The 22,275-nt window shown below is 45.7% G+C and carries 3 protein-coding genes; all 3 read right to left on the bottom strand.

Annotated elements, in window-relative coordinates:
* Position 1: 1 nt before the first annotated feature.
* The 3 genes from OIT90_RS14435 to OIT90_RS14425 all read right to left on the bottom strand — a co-directional run bounded on the left by OIT90_RS14435 (position 2) and on the right by OIT90_RS14425 (position 22,241).
* Positions 2–8,197 (bottom strand): amino acid adenylation domain-containing protein, encoded by an 8,196-nt coding sequence (locus tag OIT90_RS14435; protein ID WP_474892665.1) that lies wholly within the window; start codon positions 8,195–8,197, stop codon positions 2–4.
* Positions 8,198–8,210: 13 nt separating this feature from the next.
* The gene (locus OIT90_RS14430) at positions 8,211–18,344 is read right to left on the bottom strand and encodes an amino acid adenylation domain-containing protein (protein WP_474892664.1); all 10,134 of its coding nucleotides are present in this window, start codon (positions 18,342–18,344) and stop codon (positions 8,211–8,213) included.
* A gap of 63 nt (positions 18,345–18,407) precedes the next feature.
* Positions 18,408–22,241 carry a non-ribosomal peptide synthetase gene (locus tag OIT90_RS14425; RefSeq protein ID WP_474892663.1) on the bottom strand — a complete coding sequence of 1,278 codons (3,834 nt, stop codon included), beginning with the start codon at positions 22,239–22,241 and terminating at the stop codon, positions 18,408–18,410.
* Between the last annotated feature and the right edge of the window lie 34 nt (positions 22,242–22,275).

The raw sequence follows: 22,275 nt of genomic DNA, 5'->3' as shown, positions 1-22,275 counted from the left end.
TTTACCCCTTTATAATCGTTTGAAGAATCCGTGCCAGTTCATCTGCCTGCGGTCTTTTCATCATGGTGACATGGTCGCCTTTGATGTGGTAATACGAGCACGATCCTTTCGTATAAGCCTCCCAGTCTGCGAACTTCTTCTGGAAATCGCTTGCGTGATCACTGCTTTGGACAATATAAAATGGCACAGGAAATGGTTCTTTTTCTAATTCAATGGCTTGTGACATGATCGTATTATGCGTTTGCATTTGCAAATATTTATCTAAATATTGATCATTCATGAATTGATGAACAACTTCATCCTTTTCTGCTTCTTTGAGTATTCTCTGCTTCACTTCTTGGAAGCTCAATCCTTGTAAAGCTTCTGGCTGAATGCCGACCAGATTCCCCATTCCAAGGACAAGTGCGAGCATTTTCACTTCTTCTTCGTTCATATCGGCATGAAGTGCCTGATCTGCCTCATCTCTTAGCACTGGCACCGTATCTAAAACGATGAGTCCTTTCGGTGCTTTTCCTGCATGAGAGAGCCGCTGATTCATTCCGTAGGCAAGATGACCGCCCATTGAATGCCCTGCGAGATAGTCGATGCCCGGACGGTAGAACGTTTCAATAGCTTCAATAAAAAGGGTCACAAGCTCCGTGTAATGGAGAAATTGCGGCTCTTCATCCTCATATAGGCCAGGAGACTGCAAGGCGTACACAGCACCTTGATGTGTCATGAGCTTAGCAACATCAATATAGCCCATCACCGTTCCACCAGCAGGCGGTGCAAAGAATATTCTTGGTTCGGCTGGATCACCTTTTTTCAGCTCGATCACGTAGTCCTTCGGAGACCTTTCGACGTTCTCAGCGGCTTCTGGTACTGCGTCCAAATGTGCGGCTAATTGCGCAGGTGCAGGGTGCATAAAAATCCATTTTGGATCAACACGAACACCTTTTTCTTTTAATTTGGCGACAGCCTGAATACTCATGATGGAATCGCCGCCCAGATCAAAGAAGGAGTCATGCATACCTACTTGCTTTACACCAAGCACCTCCTTGAAAGCTGCGACAATCCGCTCCTCCGTTTCGGTGACCGGTTTGTCGTCATCTTGGGAAAGGGAGATTGTTTCTGTTGGCTCTGGCAGCGCTTTTTGATCAACCTTCCCGTTCGTTGTCACCGGCATTTCATCCAGTACGACAAAGTAACTTGGAATCATATAGCCTGGCAGGCTTTCCTGCAAAAAGGCTTTCCAGCCCGGAACAGGATTGTCTCCGTTTGTCACAAGGTAGGCTGCCAGCCGTTTTGAGCTGCCATACGTTTTGGCGATGACTGTACATTCTTTGACTTGTGGATGCTTGAGCAGTGCTGTCTCAATTTCTCCGCATTCAATTCGATATCCTCTAATTTTCACTAGATGATCTTTTCGGCCGAGGTATTCAATGGTGCCATCTGACCGCCATGTACCAAGGTCGCCTGAACGATACAGCTTGTCTCCCTTTAGTTCAGGAAAAGGATTGTCAATAAACCGCTCCTTTGTCCGCTCTGGATCATGAAGGTAGCCTTTAGCAAGGCCAGTTCCACCGATATAAATTTCTCCTTTGACTCCTAGTGGTACTGGGTTGAGCGCATCGTCCAGTATGACAACAGTTGAGTTCGACACCGGCACACCAATTGGAACTGATTTTGCACCTGCTGGCACGTGTGTGACTTGATGTGTTGTGGCTAAGGTCGTGTTTTCTGTTGGCCCGTAAGCATTGACGAGCACACCTTCCATATGCGGCAGTGCCTTTCGTGCATGCTCACTAGACATAGCTTCCCCGCCAACGAGTAATGTGCGGTAGCCTGCCACGCTTTTTGGATCATGCTCCACCAATCGATTAAATAAAGCGGTTGGCAGACAGTTGGCTGTGACTTGATGCGTTTTGATGAACTGTGTTAATTCGTCCATATTCAGTGCTGCATATTTTGGGAGCAGAATCAGCTGACCGCCATTCAGCAGCATTCCCCATAATTCAAATGTAAAGGCATCAAAAGCATAGTTTGAGAGCTGAAGCATTTTGTCATCTGGACCGAGCTTTATATAATTTGTTTCTCTAACCAAGCGGACAACTCCTGCATGAGGAAGCATCACGCCTTTTGGTGTACCTGTTGAGCCTGATGTGTAATTAACATAGGCTATCTGGTCTTCACCTATGATCGATGATTCTCTTTGATACACTGCATTTGTTTCTTGTATTGGCTTGTCCATGACGATCTTTGTACATGTAAAGTCTACTAGACGGTCTGCAAAATGAGACTGGGTGATGATCACATCGCTTTGCGTATCACGAACGATGAGACGGATGCGTGCATCAGGATATTCAGGTGACATCGGAACATATGCAGCACCAGATTTGATGATTCCTAGTACCGAAACAATCATGTCAAAGGAGCGATCAAAAAGCATCGGGACAAGGGAGCCTGGTCCAATTCCTTTTGACTGCAAGTAAGCAGCAAGCTTTGTCGCCTTCTTATCTAAGGCTTCATACGTCATATGCTTATCCATATAGGACAAGGCAATACGATGCGGATCACGCTTCACCTGTTCTTCAAACAATTCTTGAAGCGTACGCTTTGGATAAGGCGTTTCCGTTTGATTTTTCCCTATAATCATCGCCGCCTGTTCCGCTTTGTCCATTAAGCAATAATCAGCAAATGTACGCTCAGGCTGAGCCGTCATGCCGTCTAGCACATGGAGATAATAGTTCATATAACGATGGATGGTCTCTTGATCAAATAAATCCGTATTGTATTCCACATGAATCGACAGCTGCTCTTCCTGTTCAAATACATGCAGGGTGAGATCAAATTTAGATACTGTATGATGAACCACCACATGTTCACTTGTCAGCCCTTTTAGGTTTACATCAAGCGAATTGGTGACATACCCCATGGCCGCCTGAAAAATAGGTGACCGGCTTAAATCTCGATCTAACGAAATGTCATCGACAAGCTTATCAAATGGATAATGCTGATGTTCAAACGCTTTTAATGTCATCTCTTTCACATTTTCCAAGAGATCGGCGAACGTCTCTGCTGTTGAGACGTCCTGTCTCAGCGCAAGTGTATTCACAAACATCCCAACGAGCTGCTCTGATTGCTTGGCATCCCGGCCTGCAATAGGCGATCCAACAATGATATCTGTCTGTCCGGACAGCTTGTGAAGCAGGACGTAGTACGCAGACAGCATTGTCATGAACAGTGTCGTGCCCTGCTGCTTAGACAAAGCCTGCAAGCGGCGGATAAGCGGTTCATCCAATACGATTTGCTCTGTAGCACCGTTAAATGTTTGAACCGACGGACGAGGGCGGTCAAACGGAAGCTCCAGCACTGGAAGTTCACCTTGTAACGTATTGAGCCAATAGGTTTTGTCTGCTTGATGATGCTTTAATTGTTCATTTTCCCAATGTACATAATCTGTCCATTCGATTTCTAAGGCTGGGAGCTGCGGCGTTTCATCTGCAATCAGTGCGTCATATGCCACTTCTAATTCCTGAATGAGCAGGCTGAGTGACCATGCATCTGAAATGATGTGATGCTGCGCGCAAAGAAGATAATATTCCTCCTTGCCCATATCTACTATCGTCCACTGCGCAAGAGGTCCTCTTTCTAAATCATAGACGCGTTCTGCCTCTTGCTGAATGAGCTGCTTCAGTCTTCTCGCTCTTGTTTTTTCATTAAATAACGAGAAATTTGCCACAGTCACAGATGGCGGAAGGTCTTCTCGAATGAGTTGGACCGGCTTGCCGCCAAGTGATTCGAATGTTGCCCGAAGTGCTTCATGCCGCTTTGTTAAAAGGCCAATCGCTTTTGTTAATGCTTGAATGTGTAATGATCCTGTCAGCTTCCAAGCACCTAATATATTGTAATGATGGCTCTTTTCTAATGTGGATAAGAACCAAATGCGCTTCTGGGCATGTGACAGCTCATAGCTTGTTTTCTTTTCAAGCTTTGGAATTTTGGCTTCCTGAACGGCTGGCGCCCCTTTGATGTCATCAATCATTTGCGCCAGATGTGCCAGATGTTTGCTTTCAAATAATATTTTTAAAGGCGCCTTCATTGAAAATTCATGATTGATCCGAGAAATGGTTTGAGTCGCTTTTAGTGAATGTCCGCCAAGGTCGAAGAATTGATCCTCTTTGTAGACGCGATCCACATCTAAAATGTCCTCCCATATGACGGCAAGAAGCTGCTCTGTCTTCGTTTCTGGCAATTGCTTTTCAAGGCTTTGTACGTTTTTGCCATGGTTCAATTTGAGAGCTTCATGATCAATTGAGCCATCTTGCTTTTTCGGTATTTCCTGTACTTGCTGAATGTCCCATTTACCTTCTGCGATGCTCTTGATCTCTTCAACATGCACTTCTTTGCCAGGCTGAACAGTGTAAAAAAGCTTTTTTTCAAAGACCGGTATTGGAGCTGGCTGAAGATACCCGGCGATGTCTGGGTTTGCTCCGTCCAATCCGATAAATAGATGCGCTTCATTCAGCCGAACACCTAGACATAATGAATGGAGACCTTGCTTCTTTCCAATCAATTGAAATCCCTTGCGAACGGTGAGAGCTGCTCCGGTATGCCCCTTAGACAAACCGAGATTATCCCACATACTGAAGTTCAAAGAAATTGCTCGTCTTCCTTGTTGAAAGGTGAGAGCGTGGGCGAGTCCATCTAAAAAGCTGTTGGCCGCAGAGTATGCCCCAAATGTCGTGCCGCCAAAAAAGCCATTGACCGATCCAAAAAAGACAAGCGGTATTGTCGGATCATACTTAAAGGCTTCCTGCAGCACCCATGCCCCGTCTGCTTTCCCTGACATTTCTTTTGTGAAATCCTCTTCTGACGTATGAGCCAGTGTATACTTGTCCGCCTGCTGAAAATGCTCAGACACATTGCCAGCACCGGCCAAATGCAGCACACCTCGGATCGATTGTCCAAAATGCTTTTCTGCTTCATAAATCGCCTGTTCGACGTCAAATAAGTTGGTCACATCCGCTTGGACATAAATGACGTCACCAAAACCTTTTAACTGTGAGAAGGCTTCTTTCTTTTCCAAGCTGCCTTCCAGAGATGTCCGTCCAATCAAGACGAGCTTTAAGCCAAATTGGAGCATCTGCTTAGACAGCTCAAACCCAATCCCGCCAAGTCCTCCAGTCAATAAATAAAGACCTTCATATTCTAAAAACCCTTCTGTTTGAGGTGCTTCCATCATATTGACTTTTTCCAGCTTTGGTACGAACCTGTCCCCATTTCGGTAAGACACTTCTGCTTTTATATGGATAGCAGACAATTCATCCGCAATATGCTTGGCATCCTGTTCTACATTCTCCGCTTCAATATCAAGATGAGACACCTCTGCTCCTTCCCATTCTTGCGGAATGGTTTTTAATAGACCTACAAGCGGCGTTTTCTCCACATGAAGATCGTCTTCAGGCTGCACAAATTGTCCACCTTTTGTCACAACGACAAAACGGCTGGGCTCTTTATTTGCTTGTCTCAATGCTTGATACAAGTACAAAATGGATTGATTGGTGCTGGCATGCAGCTCTTTGAAATGCGCAGGATCAACGATGTCTTCTTTGTCTGACACATTCCACAGATGGAGCATACGCCCGGTCTTTAGTTCATCTGCTTCAAGTGCTGCAATGAGCCTGACGTAATCCCCCTTGATTCTCGGGTTTATCTGATACATCCCTTTAGACAGACGCAAAAATTCATGCCCTTTTCTCACAGAAATATATGGCTGATTCTTTTGCTCAAATTGGGCGTAAAGCGATTGATAAAGTCCTTTTTCATCTTCGAAAACGAGTACATGGTCAGCAAAAGGCTGAGCTGGACCGATATTCTCCTTAGCCCAAATGCGTTTAAAAAACCAATCTGGGAGTGTTTGTTCATTTTCAGAAGCAAGATCCAGTGCCTGTTCAATGTCACGGAAGGCTCCATCTTTTAGTGCTGCGCCTAACTGAGCACGCTGGATTTTCCCACTCTCCGTTTTCGGAAATTGATCTTTTTTCACCGGAATGATGTGATCAGGCTCTATGCCGATTTTTCGAATGATGGCCTCTCTAATCTGTTGAATCATTGTGATTTGTTCCTCTATTGAATCCCTTTGTGAGACAAAAAAGACAGCAAGCGTGTCGTTGCTTGATTCGGGATTATAAATGCCGTACGCAGCGGCAAAGGTGACTTCAACCCCGTCCACCTCTTCTACAACCGCTTCAATTTCGTAATTTAAATAGTTAGCGCCGTTGATAACAATGATGTCTTTTTCTCGACCTGTCAGAACGAGACGCCCTTCGTGAATAAAGCCTAAATCCCCCGTGTGAAACCAGCCGTTTTCCGCAAATACTTCTTGATTGGCTTCCTCATTTTGATAGTAGCCCATCATAATTGTTGGACTCTTCACCTGCAAGCGCCCAACCTGATCTTCTGGCAGCACCTCGTGATGCTCATCTACAATTCGAATCCATACAGACGGAATCGGTGTGCCGACTTCTGTAAACGTCATCTTGTTCGGGTGATCGTGCGTCACATATTCGATCTCACTTGTTAATGAATTTTGATCAATCGTCAGCTGGCCATCCTGTTCACCGTTCCGCATAAATTTCTTTGACTGAACAATGGCTGAGGATGTTTCTGACATGCCGTAAGCAGGTACCATCGCATGACGGCTTAATCTGTGCTGACCCATGATGTGCATGAAGCGCTGTGTGACTTTCGGGACAACTGCTTCCGCTGCATTCATGATATAAGTCAGAGTAGACAGGTCCCAGCTCCCTTTACGAATGTCCTCCTCATATTCATTCATCATGGCAAAAGCAAAGTTTGGCGCCCATGTTCTTGTCACACCGTATGTTTCTACCCAATCGAGCCACACCATCGGCCGCTCGATAAATTGATCGATGGATGGACTAATCTGCTGGCAGCCAAGGTAGACGTCATGTACATGAAACATGACAATTCCACCAACATGATCAAGCGGCATCCAGTTAAGCGACACATCCTCATGTGTAAAGCCGTTTACCTGCTCAAAAGCCATAATTCTAGATAAAATGCTTTGATGATGATGACGGATACACTTTGGTACACCCGTACTTCCTGAAGACAGCAGCTGCAGCACAGGCTCATCCGGCTCCGGCTCATAATGCTGTTCATCTGGTTCATACGCCAGCAATGTTTCAATTGTTAAGATAGGCATGGTCTTTGCTTCAAATGTCTCACGCAGCCCAGCAATGTCCTCAGCATTTGCTTCATTCGTAATAATGAAAGGTTCATTTTGCAGCTGAAACACGCCCTTCAGCTTATTCACACCTTGATTCATTTCATCATAAACAGGCGGCACAGAGACCGGGGTCGGAATGATTCCTCCGAGAATACAGCCCCAGAACACCGTGATAAAATCTTGATGATCTTTCAATTGAAGTAACACTTGATCACCGTTTGTCAGTCCTGCTGCCCTTAAACCGGACAGAACCCGTTCAGCGCTTGTTAGTAATTCAGGATAGGTTTGGGTCAACGTATGCCCGTCTTCTTTGAAATAAGTCACCCCGCGGTCTGGTGACATAAAAGCTGCTCGAATCAGCACCTCTGTCAGTGTGACAGGTGTGCCTGGCTTTTTGATCACATCTCCGCCATACACAAGTGCAGGCGGCTTCTCATGTACAGATGATTGCTTTGTCTCGCTCGCTTCCTTCTTCGAAAGCGATCCGTTCCCTTGAGTATGCTGTCGATTAGGAAACAGGTCATCTAAGTGATAGGGCGTTTGTTTTTCTGACTGACTTTCAATGAAAGCGGCCGCTTCCTCTACTCCATCTATAGCTTTGGTGCGCTCTTCTATCTTTCTTAATTCCTCTTGATCTATGATTTCAATTGAAAGCAGTGCCTCTGTGTCGACTGCTCCACTTTCTGTCTTTGGCAAAGAAGGTAATAAGACAAGAGCAGCTGGCACTTCATGAGGGTGAAGTGGACCTTTCATCAGGTCCTCCCTTGTCAGCGAAGGGTCCTTCGCCTGTGCAAATAGCACAAGCGATAGACTGCCTTCTTGATTTTTCTTCGGAATGATGGCACATTCCTTAAGCGGAAAATGAAGCATCATGACTTGCTCTAATGCTTTGAGATCCATCCGTTTTCCGTTGATTCTGACGATATGATTTGCTGCATGTCCTTTTCGTCTACTCACTAACATCGTTCTTCTCCTCCTACATCCAATCCAAAATCTGAATCTTATTTTTTTCAGTCCAAACGCCGACATCACCTGTCGGATAGAGGTATTCGCCAGTTTGATGTTTGAATGGATGCGGAATTTTATGCGTCTCCATCCAATCAGCAAGCTCCCCGCAAAGTGCTTTGATATCCTTTGCGCCGATAAAAATATCTCCAGGGAATCCTATCGGCATGAGCTGATGCTCTTCGCTCAGGACATATATTTCCGTCTCACAGGAAGGATCATGCACACCTGAATAGACCTCTTCTTGATCTGGGTACAGCACACTGACTTGTGCGTTTTTCGCCCAATCGGTGATCATCCGCTCTTTTTCTTCATTCGTCACGATTGTGAAGGAAGAAAGGGGTGTCTCCATTTGTTCTGTCATCGCTTCAAGTGTGTGGATCAGCTGCTGCATCAACGATTGTATTTGCTTTTCTGTATATTGATTGAGGCGATATGTGACCCGAAGCTCCAGCGTATCTCCCGGAACTGCCACAAGGGTCAGGTCATAGTTCGTTTCTTCATGACTCGCAATGTCTACAATACGCACTCCGTATGGCTCGATAGATTCAATCGGATAGTTTTCAAACACGACAATGCTGTTAAACAATGAATCTCCATTCGGGATGTGGGTCAGCTGCTGAATATCTGGCAGTACGGTATATTCGAATTCCCGCATCTGAAAAACTGTGTCCTGCGTATGTGCCAGCAGCTTGGAAATGGTCCACTCTGGCGTGATCGGCAAACGGAGCGGCAATGTGTTAATAAAGAGCCCTGTCATGCTTTCAACCTGTGGTAAATCCGCCGGCCGTCCTGATACTGTCACTCCGAACACGACATCATCAGATCCTGAATGAAGATGCAAAAGCAGCCCCCATGCTGTCTGAATCAGGGTGCTCATTGTCACCTTCTGCTTGCCTGTCATCTTTTCGAGTTTCTCCTGCATCTCGGGCGTTAGTTTGATACTTAGCTGATCAACACCTGCATCTTCATCTGAAGCATGCCCATCGTCTCCTGGAAGTGGCGTAGTCTCCTCTACTCCTGACATATAATGTTTCCAGAACGCTAGCGCCTTCTCTTGATCCTGCTTTTGCAGCCACTCGATAAAATCTTTATATGGACGGACAGCAGGAAGATCCACCTCCCGTTCATCCACAAGAGAGCGGTACAAAGAAAAGGATTCTTCAATAAAGCTGAACAAGCTCCAACCATCGATTAAAATATGATGAAAGCTAAAAACAAACGTGCATGTGTTTTCATCACGATGGAATAAAGCAATACGAATCAGCGGTTCATCCGTATCTTCTAGTTTGAAATCCTTTAAACGATCTGTTTGCAAATATTGCTCGATGGCTTCCTTCTGATCCGTTTCACTCAGGTGGCGCACATCGTGCTGAGTGAGGTGAATGCTTCCTTCTGATTGAATCAACTGAACAGGCTCCTTTAGCCCTTCCCAAGCAAATGTTGTCCGCAAAATCGAATGACGTTCCACAAGCAGATTCCAGGCTTTTTCATAGGCTGCACCGTCCGTTAAGCCTTCGAGCGTCATATGCACTTGACCAAAATACGCCTGTGACGCTTGATCTAATAAAGCATGAAACAGCATCCCTTGCTGCATTGGAGATAGTGGATACACATCCACTACATTGTCTGGGAGATCATCGATTTGCTTTTGCGTCAGCTGAACCATTGGAAAATCAGATGGCGTAAAACCGCCTTTTGTTTCTACACAATGCGTCAGAATATCCTCCATTTTTTCTTTGAATCGTTCAGGTAACAGGCGCACCTCTTCATACTGAAGCAGTTCACGATTGATCATAAAATTCATCTGAAGCTGACCGTTCACAACATATCCGTACACATCGATCAAATGCTGTCTTTCTGCTTTTGGATCATGTACATGTCCATTTCGTTCATCAGCTATATAAAGGTGTGTCTCACCGTCTATTTGATCTAACTGTCCAAGGTAATTAAAGCTCATCTGCGGCGCTGCCTTTTTGAGTAAACGAGATGCTGTCATGTATTGAAGTAAGCCATAGCCTATTCCCTTTTGCGGCACAGCTCTTAAGGTTTCTTTGACATCTTTGATTTGTCTCTCAACATCGGTTTGAATAAAAGGAATAAAAATAGGATAAGAGCTTGTAAACCATCCGACTGTTCGTGACAAATCCATCTGTTCAAATAAATCCTCGCGTCCGTGCCCTTCTAACGTAATAAGCAGCGGCTTTCCAACGGCTTGCGTGAGTCCTGATAAAAGTAAATCGTTTACCTCTGTTCGATACGCTTGAGATGCCTGTCTTAGTAAAATATCTGTTTGATCCTTCGTTAATTGAATAGACAGGATCTCTGCATGTTCTTCTATATTGAAAAGCGCAGGTGTTTGAAAAGGAGAACCCTCTTCCTCTTGACTGATGATATTTTGCCAAAAAGGAACCTGCTCTTGTAATTGATCGGTTTGTGCATATTCATAAAGAGCCTCAGCCCACTGCTGATAGGACGCAGTTTTCTTTGCAAGCGCGATTTCCTGCCCTGCCGCAAGCTGCTTCAGTCCATTTAATAGGTCTTCCTGTATGATGCGCCATGAGATTCCATCCATCACAAGATGATGGGCAGCGATAAAGAGTTCAGACATACCATCACTTGTGTGAAAAAGAACGGCTTTGATGACTTCCCCTCGCTCTAATGACAACGTTCCTTGACAAGCGGCGGTCTCCATGCGGATTTGTTCCAGCGCTTCCTCCTGAGAAACACCCGTCAGATCAAAGAAGGTGACACAAGGGGTGATGCCAGGCGCACGAATGGTTTGAATCCACGAGCCATCTGCTGCTTTTGTATAAATCGCTCTCAGCATATCGTGATGATCGACAATGTTTGAGAGAACCTGTGTCAGCTGCTTGAGTTGTATGGATTGCTTGAATTCCATATACGCAGATAAATTCCAGTAATCTTGGTTTGTCAATGATTGCTCAAAGAACCATGATTGGATCGGAAGCAGACGAACAACTCCTGTGACAGGCGACTGATCATAGAACGCAGCAGCATCTGACTTTTTCATAGCCAGTGCCAGTTGTGAAATCGTCTGTTTTTCAAATACATCTCTCGGCTGAATGACGTAGCCTTCCTGTGCTAAGCGCGCCACCATTTGTATGACAATAATCGAATCTCCACCAAGCTCAAAGTAGTTATCATGTACGCCAATCGAAGGAGCGCCGAGCAACTGAGTCCACACTTTTTCCAGTACACGTTCTTCCTCACTGAGTGCCTTGTCAGCCGGTTTGTCTACTTCTTCCTGTCTCCACTCTGGCGGCGGGAGACGTTTTTGGTCTACCTTGCCATTTGCCGTGAGCGGGAGTTCCTCCAGCTCTATTAATAGGCTTGGCACCATATAATCTGGCAGTATTTCTTTTAATTGATGGCGAATGTCTTGCGTGGTCACGCTGCCCTTTTGGACAAAATAACCGATCAACCGCTTGTGGCCACTCTCATGCTGGTGCGGAATGACTGCACATTCTATGATGTCTTCAAAGCGCAGCATAGCGGCTTCAATTTCCCCGCATTCGACGCGGTGTCCGCGAATTTTCACCTGATGATCGATTCTTCCTAGGCAGTCGATGATGCCGTTTGGCAGCCAGCGGCCCATATCGCCTGTTTTATATAAACGCGCTCCTTCTTGGAAAGGATGCGGGATAAATGATTGTGATGTTTTTTCTTCATCTCCAAGGTAACCGAGTGCAAGCCCTGTACCGCCTACATAGATCTCTCCAATGACACCTTGCGGAACCGGCTGCAGCTGGTCGTCTAGTACATAAGCTTGTGAATACGCAATTGGCTGACCGATAGGAACCGCCACCTGCCCCTCATCCACTGCCCGAATGTGATGCACACAGGAGAACGTCGTATTCTCAGTTGGTCCATAGCCGTTTAAAAGGCCTTCAGGTAAATACGGCAGCGCTTTACGGATATGAGCAGCTGACAAAGCATCACCACCGACCAATAAGGCATTGAATCCAGATAAAGCTTCTGGATGTTCCTCTGTTAATCGGTTAAACAGCGGCACTGTCAGAAATCCTGTTGTGATCTTGTAAGATGTCAGCGTGTCAGCCAGCGTATCCATTGATAAAATCGTATTTCGATCGGTCAGTATCAGCCTTCCTCCGTTGAGCAGGGCTCCCCATATTTCATACGTAAAGGCATCAAAGGAAAAGCTAGCGATTTGTAAAATACGCGTATGTTCATCAAGGGTGACATAATCTGTTTCACATACAAGCCGGATGACCGCTTGATGCGGAATCAAAACCCCTTTTGGCTGACCGGTTGATCCTGATGTGTAATTGATATAAGCGAGTCCATCAGGTTTGAGGGCAGCAGGTTGGAGTTCTCCCTCCGATAAAAACTCTTCATATCCCTGATCAAGACAAATGAGCTCGGTTTGACTGATCGAGACTTGTTTCAGCCATTCATTTTTTGTTAGTAACAGCTGAATACCTGTATCCCTCAGCATATAATCAATTCGTGCATCTGGATATTCAGGATCAATTGGGACATAGGCCCCGCCTGCTTTCACAATCGCCAGCACCCCAAAAATCATTTCAGGCGACCTGTCGATCAGCAGCCCTACTGGTTCATGCGGCTTCACTCCTCGCTGCTGCAGATAAGCGGCAAGCCGATTGACTTTCTCTTGTAACTCCTGATACGTCCACTGGTCTTCCCCAGATTCGAGGGCAATCGCATGAGGTGTCTTTTTCACCTGTGCTTCAAACCTTTCTGTGATGAGAAGCGGGCCTGCTGGTTGTTCTGTTTTGCCGCTCCATTCATAGAGCAGCTTCTGCTTCTCTTTCTCTGGCAGATAATTCATTTGTCTGATCGGCTGTGCTGGATTTTCACAAATACACGCAAGCAGCTGTTCGTAGTAACGAAGCAACCGTTCCATCGTGTCGTCAGAAAATAAGTCTGCATCATACTCTAGTTTTAATTGAAGACCTTCCGCCCCTTCAAAAACAAACAGGGATAGATCAAACTTGGCCGTATCGTTATCTTCAATGGCTAAAACGGATGTCGCCTCACCCATCGGTGATGCTTCAAGAGGCAGGTTTTGCAGAACGAACATGACCTGAAACAGCGGCTGCTTCCCAGCCTCACGTACAATATTCAGTTCATCTACGACCATCTCAAACGGCACATCTTGATGTGCATAGGCACCCATTGTTGTTTCCTTCACTCGCTCTAATAGCTCTGTGAAAGCCGGATTCCCGCTATGATCGATCCGAAGTGCCAGCGTATTCACGAAAAATCCGATGAGCTGCTCCATCTCCGTCCGATTTCTCCCGGCAATGACGGATCCAATGACAAACTCATCCTGTGAAGACAATCGATGCAGCAAGGTAGAGAAAGCCGAAAGTAATGTCATATAAAGGGTGCTATCTGTTTTCTTAGAAAGAACCGCCAGCTGTTCTGATAACGGCTTCGACAAGCGGTATTTTTTCGTTTTTCCCCTATAGGATTGAACGGCCGGACGCGTGTAGTCATACGGCAGCATCAACTCTTCCACAGGTACCGCAAATTGCTCCTTCCAATAGGAAAGCTGCTTCTGAAGTGTTTCTCCCGTCAAATACTCCTTCTGCCATAGTGCGTAATCTGCATATTGAATTGGCAGTGGTGAGAGATCAGGCTCCCTCCCCTCGATCATCGCTGTATACCATTCGGATAGCTCCCTTGCGGCAATGCCAATCGACCAGCCATCTGACACGATGTGGTGAATGGACATCAGCAGCAAATGATCTGTTTCTGACAGCCGAATTAATTTCGCGCGAAAAAGTGCATCTTGCTCTAAGCGGAAAGGTGTGCCCGCTTCTCTTTTCGCCCATTCAGCCGCTTTTTGTTCTTTTTCTTCCTGTGATGCCAGCTCTGATACATCTACCACCTCAAGCGCTGGAAGAGTCATATGCTCATGTATGATCTGTACCGGTTCATCGCCGTTCATCGCAAAGGATGTTCTGAGCGATTCATGCCTTTGCACCATTTGCTGCAGGCTGTGCTGAAGCACCTTTACATCTAAAGGTCCATTCATCCGAAAGGAAATCGTATTATTGTATAATGCTAGATCGGGCTGTAATTGATAGAGAAACCACTGTCTTTGCTGAGCATAGGACATCGGAAGCTCCTGACCCTTTTCTATTTTCCGTATCGGAATCGCTTCATCGGCTTTGGCATATGAATCAATCCAGTCCGCTAACTCTCCAAGTCTCGTATGCTCAAAAAGAACGGCGAGCGGCACGTCAAATCCCGTTTTCTGCCTAACAGTTGACAGCATTTGCGTTGCCTTGAGCGAATGACCTCCGAGTAGAAAGAAATGATCACCACAGCTGATGTTTGAAACATCAAGCAGTTCGGACCAAATGCGCGCCAAGAGTTTTTCCGTCTCAGTTTGAGGTGCTTTGTCCTCTGAACCCTGTCCACTTTCCTTTATTAATTCATTGAAATGCACTTCGTCCGGCATCCCATCCTCTGTTTCTTTCCAGTATTCTTCAGGATAGAGATGTACGGAACATTCCCCAGATAGACGAGACTGTATACACGTATAAATGGACTGATACAGCCTTTCTTCAATAGCCGTTGTTTGATCAGTCTTGAAAAAGACATATACGGCCTGTTCTGTTTGAATATCCCCCTGTATCATTTCTTGAATATCCTGCTTCGATCGATCCAACCCGATATAAATGAGAGGAGTATCTGTCATCAAGCATGCCAGCATTGTTTGAATGCCTGCCCGCTTTGGAATCGGGAGGTAGCCTCTTTCTTTTAGCATGCCTTTGATCATTGAGCCTTCACTCATTCCCGTCTCATCCCACATACTAAAGCTAAAGCAATACGGCTTTACTGTAGAGGTGAGCCTCTGATAATGAGCAAATTGTTCAACGAACTCATTGGCCGCGCAATAAGCGCCAACGGTCATCCCGCCCTTTAACGTTCGAGCTGACGAGCTAGAAAGGAATAAGACATTCTGCCGTTTAGAAGCTGCTTCATGTAGCGCAATCGTGCCATATACCTTCGCTTCGTACATCGCATGTAATGACACAGACGTCATGTCACGAAGCAGCTCTTCTTGAATGATGCCAGCGAAATGAATGACGCCATGCAGCCTTTTGCCTAAAGCTGCCTCCTGTTTTGAGATCAAGGCTTCTATGGCTTTTGCGTCAGTGATGTCCACCTTTTCATAAAGAACTGTGCCGCCGCGCTTTTCCGCTAATTTCTCAAGTGAAATTAATACATCTTGCTGCTCCACAGATAAAGCCTCTCTCGCCTTTCTTCCAACCAGCACAAGATGCGCTTGATAGGATGTCAGCAGGTGCTCACTCAGCAACCGCCCAATACCGCCAAGCCCGCCTGTTATCACGTAAAGCCCGGATGATTCAAACGGCGGCTTCTTCCTCCTTTGTTCTTTTTCCAGATGAAGCGGCGTTAAAAGAGGAGTATAACGAACACCTTCGCGATAAGCGGCGATATGATGGCTTGTGTCATGTGTAAGCTCTGTCATAATCGATGATGCATGAGAACGGCCTGCATCTGATTCTGCCAGAGAAAAATCAAGACACCGCACCTTGATAAACGGCCATTCATGCTGAACAGCTGTCATCAATCCTGCTGTCGTTGCTTTCTCCACATCATGTGTTTGATCTTCCGGCAAATTCATCGCATGAGCAGAGACAAAGGTGATCTCTACTGGCTCCTCATAGGCAGCGATCGCTTTTGTTACATATAATGCACTCATGCTGCCAGTTTTCTGCGCTTCTTTTGCCAACGCTGCATGAAGTGTGTCTTCTTGAGTTGTGTAGTTCCAAAGGTGAATGATTTGTTTCACCGAAACGCCATACGAACGGAGCGTCTCAAAGAGTTGTTCGTAGTCAGACGGCCGATTCGGGTGGATGATGAAGTGTGTATGGGTGAGTTGTGTGAATGCTTGACCCGGTTCAACCGTAATATAGGTTTCTTCATTGCTTGAAAGGGATCTCAATTGATCTGCCAGCCCTAAAGTATCTGCAAAGATCACCGTGTTCCCTAATGTTTGTTTTTCAGCTTCATGGAGCGGAGCAGGTATCCACTTCTTTTGTAAACTCCAATCAGGCAAGGTGTGTTCATTTTCAAGTCTGATGTCCAGCTCCTTGATGATTTCATCGAATTCGCCTTCCTGCCATCGCTTCTTAAGCTGTGCCCTCTCTATTTTTCCAGAGCTTGTTTTCGGAAAGGCATGCTTCTGGACAGGGATCACACGCGATGCAGATAGACCCATTTTTGTTGCAATATGGGATTTAATATTTTGACTTGCCCTCATGATATAAGAAGGTTCATACAGCTTCGGTGTAAAAAAGAGAATCAGCTCGTCGGATGCAGATGCTTCCATCCGAGCGGAACAAGCGGCGACAAAGCTCGTTTCGACGCCAGGTACTTCCTCTGCAATGACTTCAATTTCATAGTTGTGATAATTTTTCCCGTTGATGATGATCATGTCTTTTTCTCTACCGGTTAATGTCAGCCTTCCTTCGTGCAGGAAACCTAAATCCCCCGTGTGGAACCAGCCGTCTGTTTGAAAAACTTCTTGATTCGCTTCGTCATTCTTGTAATAGCCCTTCATTGTCGTCGGCCCTTTAATTTGCACACTGCCAATATGATCTTCGGGAAGAAGCTCATGCTGATGGTTAACGATACGAATCGTAATACCCGGAATTGGTCTTCCCAGCTCTGTAAAGCTGACGGTTCCTGTCTCCCGTGCCTCCGCTGGTCTTAGCTGCTCTGTGAGTGATGTTTCCTCAAAGGTTAGGACCCCGCTGCTTTCATCTCCCCGTTCTATCGCAAAAGAGAAGACAACGGCTGAAGAGATTTCAGACATGCCGAATGCTGGTCTAATGACGTCTCCCTTTAAGCCGTGCGGAGCCAGCAAGTGTAAAAATCGGTGAATCGTCTTCGGTACGATCGCTTCTGCCCCATTGATCATACAGGTCATAGCAGAAAGATCCCAAGATCCTGACGAGATGTCTTTCTCATAATCATTGATCATCGCAAATGCAAAGTTAGGCGCCCATGTCTTCGTTGCACGGTAGCGGTCCATCCAGTCAAGCCAGCGCAGCGGCTGAGCGATAAAATCATCTGTTCTTGCCCGAACCTGCTCACAGCCCGTGTACACATTGACAAGGTGAAACATCACAATACCGCCAATATGATCTAAAGGCATCCAGTCTAACGACACATCCTCTTGTGTAAACCCGTTGGCTGCCACTGTTCCTTTGACATTCGCCAGCACGCTTCGATGAGAATGTTCTACGCATTTGGGCATCCCTGTGCTTCCAGACGTTAAGATAAAAAAGACTGAATCATCCGGTGACGCTGGATAAGCTTCTATATCTCTTTCTAAAGAAAGCATCGGCTCAACGGCTGCGACACGTAACTTGTCTGTATGCCACAATAAAGCTAAGCCTTGCACCTCATCAACCAGCGAGTCATCTGTTAAAATGAGCGGATGCTCCAGCAGGTTCCACGCATGATGAAGCTTCTTCACGGAGGCATTCATTTCCCGATAGGTCGGTGCGGCGGACACTAGTGTTGGAACAAATCCGCCTAACACACACGCCCAAAAGGCTGTTACCATCGCATGATTGGATGAAAACTGAAAGAATACAGGATCACCCGGTTCAAGTCCTAACGCCCTCAAACCTGTCAGAACCCGCTCGGCGTCCTCCTTTAACTGCGCGTAGGATTGTGTGAGTTCATTTTCACTATTGACGATATAAGTCAGACCATTTTTCGTTTTTGCCGCCTCTGTTAAGGCGTCCTGCAAGGTTTGGGCTCCTGCCTTAACATCTAGATCCCCTCCATAGGAAAGGGCGGGCGGCATGTCCGCTAAAGCAGGGGAAGCCATTTGCATCTGTATCGATTCAGCTGCGGCCTCCTGCTCCATGTGATTGTCGAGAAATAAATGAGAGAGGTGATATGGCCGCGGTCGAATGGTTTTTTCACGAGAAAAAACAGCGAAGCGTTCGATTTCGTTGGTTTGTAAAATCGTTCTCTGTACATCTTGTAAAATCGTATCCATTGATTCATGTACATTTGATTTATTTATAATTGATGGTTTCATATGAGTTCCTTTCCTTTTTTGACAGGCAGGGCTGCCAATATGCACCCCTGCCTGAACTAAAGTTTACAAAACGGCTTCTCTATTTTTTTGATTCACGATCTTTTGGATCAGCTGGGCATTTTGGGCTGCACACTCTTTGTTTTTGAACATGTCAGCGTGTTGACCATAGCCTTGATAATAGCGATATGCACCGGTCGTCGCCTTTTCCCAATGATCCATCCAGTCTGGAATCTCAATTTGCTCTTCTGATTGGATGAAATCAATATCTGCTTGTATCTTTCCTTGATTCACCCCCTTAACAAATGTTTCATAATAAGCCCGCGTTTTTTGAGCAAGCGCTTCTTGAACGAGCTCTTCTTGGGCAAGTTCACTTTGCTTTGATTGATGAACAATCGCTTGGATATCGTCCTCGATGGATCGTCCTTCTAAATCACTTTCTCCAATTTTCTTATAGGAATCGATCATGATGACCTTATCCACCGTCCGTCCTGCTTGTTCAAGCGATTGAACGAGATCAAAGGCCAGATAGCACCCGCCAGAGTAACCCATCAAAGTCAGAGGCCCTTCAGGCTGAAGATGCTGAATATGCTGAACGTATTGCGTCATGCGGTGATCAGCTTCAATAAAATCAAAGGCGATCAAACGAACACAATCGAGCGTTTTGGCGGCTTCCTGATAGATAAAGCCATAGCCCGGTAATGGCGGAAGAGCAAAGACTGTTGGCGTTTGAGATTCATTGAATACAAGATAGCCGGCAGCTTCATGATCCTGCTGTTGAATATAACGGCTGATCGCTTCAATTGTAGGTGTCTCAAACAACAAGTGAATAGGCACCTGAACATCGAATTCCTTCGACACCTTTGATAAAAGCGACATCGCTTTTAAAGAATGACCTCCAAGCTCAAAGAAATGGTCATCTGTACTGATATCATCTCGTTCAAGCACTTCACGCCACATGACAAGCAGCTTTTGTTCTACCTCATTTGCCGGAAGCTTCACATGGCGGTTTCCTTGAGGCGCTTCTGGCTTTGGCAGCTGACGTTTATCAACTTTTCCATTTGGTGTCAGCGGCATTTTCTCAAGTCTGATCAGCTCATGAGGCTGCATGTAAGCCGGAAGTTTCTCTTTCAGCCCTGACTTGATCACATCAACTTTGTCCTTCCACTCCTCCTCACATGTCATATAGGCAAGCAGTCTTGTATGCTGCGAGCCATGCTGATCCGTTATAAGGGCAGCTTGCTTTACGCCTGGATGCATGAGAAGGTGGGCTTCAATTTCTGTCAGCTCAATTCGGTGGCCGCGAATTTTCACCTGATCGTCCACTCTGCCTGCATACTCAATCAGACCGTCTGCTCGAAAATAAGCCAAATCTCCCGTACGATACAGCCTTTCTCCCGCAGCAAATGGATGTGTGATAAAGGCTTCTTTTGTCAGATCAGGACGATTCAAATACCCCTTCGCAAGCCCTTTGCCGCTGAGACAAAGTTCTCCGACCATTCCAATCGGCTGAAGCTGTCCTTGCTGGCTCAATATATAAGCACCCGTTTGGTTAATCGGCTTTCCGATTGGAATAGAATGCGCTTCTATCGGCGGAGCTTCATCTACAGGATAATAGGTGGCAAAAACGGTTGATTCGGTTGGGCCGTAGACATTGATTAGTCTGCCTTTTCCCATGACATCAAAGGCTTTTCTCACATGCTGTACAGATGCACGCTCCCCTCCGAACAACACCTTGCGCACACTGCGCATCCAATCGGTGTCTTCATCAACGAGAAGATTAAATAAAGCAGTTGGAACAAACATGACAGAAATGCTTTCTCTTTTAATGAGCTTCGTCAGCTCGTGCATATCTAAAATGGTGTCTTTTTTCGGCAGGACAAGTTTCGCACCATTTAAAAGCGCACCATATACATCAAAGGTAAAGCCATCAAATACGCTGTTGGATAGTGACAGCAGTGTATCTGTATCTGAAATGGTTAAGTAGTTCGTATTTTTGACTACCCGGGCAATATTGGAATGGGTTGTCATGATGCCTTTTGGCTGACCCGTTGTGCCTGATGTATACATGATATATGCCGTATCGTGTAAACCTGCTTCTAGCGGCAGATTCTCTGAGCTCATAAGTGAAATTTCCTGATCATCTGCAAACAGATACGTACCAGTAAACCCGAGTCCCTTCGCCTGACCAATAAAGGTTGAGTGAGTCAGAAGATGCGTCGCTCCGCTGTCTTTAAGCATGTATTGAATGCGGCTTTCTGGATAATCAGGATCAATTGGCACATAGGCTGCGCCTGCTTTTAAGACTGCAAGCAGACTGACAATGAGTTCAGGTGTTCGATCGGCTAAAATGGCGATGACCGTTTGATGTTCAGTCCCATTTTTTTGCAAATGCCTTGCCAATCGATTGGCCTGTTCATTCAGCTCGGCATATGTCATCGTTTGCTCTTCTGCTGATAGTGCCACTGCATTTGGCTGTTTGCCGACATTATGCTCAAACCATTTCGACAAATACAACTGGTCATGCTCAAGCTCAGGTGCATTCCATTCCTCAAGAATCTGCTGTTTTTCCTGCTTCGTGACGAGCGGGAGTGTATGAACCGATTGATCGGGATGCTTGACCGCCTCATGTATCAATAGACTGAGCTGTTCCTTTAACTTGTGAACAAATGGAGGATCAAACGCTCTTTTGTTAAAGGCCAGCTTCAATAGTAATTCTTCTCCAGGCGATGCGAGCAGATTGAGATCATAGTTTGATTTTTCATAGACATTCATGTTCTCCACCGTGAACCCTAACCGTGCCTCTTGCTCCTCCTTCTTTGCGGCTGGGACATTTTCAAACACGACAATATGATCAATGAGCTGCTGCTGACCTGTCTTTGCCTGAATATCATAAATCGGAATATATTGGTGCGGCTCGGCTGCAAGAGACTGCTGCTGTGTTTCTGACAGGAGTGCACGAAATGTCATGTGATCTGTCAGCTGAATTCTTCTTGGGATGACATTGATGAACAATCCAACCATCCTGTCAACGCCAGCCAAGTCTGCCGGGCGTCCTGACACAACTGTTCCAAACAGCACATCATTTGACCGCTGATACCTGCTCAGCAGAACCGACCAAACGGATTGAAGCGCACTGCTTAACGTCGCATTTTGCTGCAGCGCTAACTCTGACAAAGCAGCCGTTTCTTCTTTGCTCATGGACCATTCAATTTCGCCTAATTCATGTTCATTCGTTTGTTTTCGCTGTTCTTTAAAGGTTGATTGTCCATCAAACCCTGCTAATGATTGCTGCCAATATTGAAGTGATGCTTGTTTATCTTGTTTTTCCAGCCACTTTATATATTCTTTATATGGTTTGACCGGTTCTAGCTTATAAGGAACGTCATGTAAAAGTGCATGGTAAATCGCAAACAACTCCTGCACCACAAGTCCAAAGCACCAGCCATCCAGAAGGATATGATGATAGCTCCATATCCAGCGATAGCTGGCAGAACCCGTTTGGAAAACAGATGCCCGCATGAGAGAATCCTTCGAGAGGTCAAATCCTCTTAGCTGATCCTGTTGTTTGAATTTCTCGATACGTTCAAGCTGTTCGTCTTCAGAAAGATCTTGCAAGTCCACAACATCAAGTGTAAAAGGACGCTCCTTTAGCACAACTTGGACAGGGCGCTTTACTTTTTCGTGGAGAAACACGGTACGAAAAATATCGTACCGCTCCACGATGATATTCATGCTTTTCTCAAGTAAGTCATGATGCAGTGTGCCCTTAACGTTCATATCCATTTGCTCTACATAAAAGCCCTTTTCTTGATGATGGAGGGTATGAAACAGCATTCCTTCTTGCATCGGTGACAGATAATACATGTCTTGAACTTGATCCCTTTTAAATTGACTCATCTATTTCATCCTCCCTTCCTATTTTTATGACTGA

It is taken from the genome of Bacillus sp. ABR (genome assembly GCF_056172715.1).
The sequence above is the reverse complement of the archived record's forward strand: the minus strand, read 5'-3'. Positions and strand labels throughout refer to the sequence as shown.